A 1,867-nucleotide genomic window follows, 5' to 3' on the forward strand; every position below is an offset into this window, starting at 1 on the left:
TGGTTGTCTAATCGCCTGCATCGAGTCAAGCGGATTTCAAACGACGTACTTCGTTGCTGTGTTGCAAGCGTTGTATCGCGGCATCTTTTTCACTTCTTCGTTCTGCATCGCTATTCCTGCAAGTTCGTCCGGCGCTGGGAGCAGGGTTGTCTTCGCGGTCGACATGCAGTCGCCGCATGATGGGTTTTCGCAAGGCGGGTCTTCCTTTGTTCAAGACGCAGTCTCGACGAGCTGCGACCAATTCGACGGAATGACCCAACCCACGTCCACAGCAAGGACGCCCAGCATCTCAATCGGGTTGTCTAATCGCCTGCATCGAGTCAAGCGGATTTCAAACGACGTACTTCGTTGCTGTGTTGCAAGCGTTGTATCGCGGCATCTTTTTCACTTCTTCGTTCTGCATCGCTATTCCTGCAAGTTCGTCCGGCGCTGGGAGCAGGGTTGTCTTCGCGGTCGACATGCAGTCGCCGCATGATGGGTTTTCGCAAGGCGGGTCTTCCTTTGTTCAAGACGCAGTCTCGACGAGCTGCGACCAATTCGACGGAATGACCCAACCCACGTCCACAGCAAGGACGCCCAGCATCTCAATCGGGTTGAGGCACTGAGACAGGTAGGCCGGCTTTTTTCGCCTATGCGGTAGCGCCGGCCAATGGATTGAACGCTTCCCCGGTTTTGAGCATGCTATGCATGATGACGGCAAGCTTTCGGGCGACAGCAACCGCGGCACGCTTGAAGCCCAGCCGCTCACGCAGCTTCAGTCCCCAGGTTTTGAGACTGCACTCGGTCTTGGCAGTGGTTCTTGTTAAGAGGACGGTTGCCGCCTCATAAAGTAGTCCTCGCAACCGACCGTCACCGCGTCGCGAGATATGGCCATCATAGTCGATATTGCCTGACTGATAGCGCCGCGTCGTTAGCCCGAGCCAAGCGCCAACGGAGCGGGAGGTGGGGAAGTTTTCCGGATCTTCGATCGCAGCAATGTACGAGACGGCCGTGACAGCACCAACGCCTGGAATCGTCATCAGAAGCTTCGTAGCCCGGCTCTGTCTGGAAGCTGCGAGCAACTGGTGATCAAGATTGGCTGCGCGCTTACGTATTTCGCGCCATGCCTCGAGGAGGGGCAATATCACAACTGCCAGGCCGCTATTTCCATTCAGCAGCTCTCTCACATTGGCATCAAATACCCGTCCTTCTCCTTTGGGCACGATGAGGCCAAAGGTTTTCAGGAGACCGCGTATTTGGTTGCTGAGCTGCTTGGAAATGCTTACGAGCAGGCTACGCGCTGCCACCAGTGTACGCGTCAGCATGTTGTCGAAGGTCTTCACTCGCACGACTTTGTAAAACCCGGCTTCGGCCAACTGCGCTAGACCATCCGCATCATTGGTATCAGTCTTGTTGAGGGTCTCATTCAGAACCTTTTGCGCATGACGTGCTTCGATGCAAATCGCGGGAATTCCTTCGGCTGTCAGCGCGTGATAGAACCACGTCGACAGTGGGCCTGTCTCAAAAACAACCAGCTTTGCGCGCGGAGCATGCTTTCGGATGATCTGCGATAGAACTTTCGGATCAGAAGGACATTTGCTTCGCCAGATCCGCTTCCTATCCTCTCGGATCGAGACTGCAGTATCTTTCAACGAAACATCAAGCCCGATATATTGGTCCATGGTTGCCTCCCATTTGATGCTGGGCCCGGTTCCAATCGTGAGCCCGTATTTCATCTTACCGGGGGCAACCACCCATGTCAGATATTGCTGAGGCAATGTCTTCGGGGAAGGCGTCCGCGATTACCCCATGTTCAAGAGCGGGCATCTCGACAGCGACGCTATACTATATTAGCGAAAATAGTATAACGAGGATCAGGGTCGGTGGT

Annotated in this window: 2 protein-coding genes; one reads left to right on the top strand and one right to left on the bottom strand. The window is 54.8% G+C overall.

The window, feature by feature from the left end:
* On the top strand, window positions 1-475 hold a 475-nt coding region (locus GGD46_RS33690; protein WP_210325795.1), incomplete at its 5' end, for a hypothetical protein.
* A gap of 154 nt (window positions 476-629) precedes the next feature.
* On the opposite strand, the gene GGD46_RS33565 is transcribed toward GGD46_RS33690, so the two are convergent.
* A complete protein-coding gene (locus GGD46_RS33565; RefSeq protein ID WP_184711474.1) occupies window positions 630-1,661 on the bottom strand; it encodes an IS110 family transposase in 1,032 nt (343 codons plus the stop codon).
* Window positions 1,662-1,867: the final 206 nt, after the last annotated feature.

Origin of the sequence: Martinezella lusitana, assembly GCF_014207095.1 — a bacterium.
Classification (GTDB): domain Bacteria; phylum Pseudomonadota; class Alphaproteobacteria; order Rhizobiales; family Rhizobiaceae; genus Rhizobium; species Rhizobium lusitanum_B.

What these genes read in the sequence shown, in the direction of transcription:
- GGD46_RS33565 (WP_184711474.1), bottom strand. Translation starts at nt 1,661, where the DNA reads ATGGACCAATATATCGGGCTTGATGTTTCGTTGAAAGATACTGCAGTC.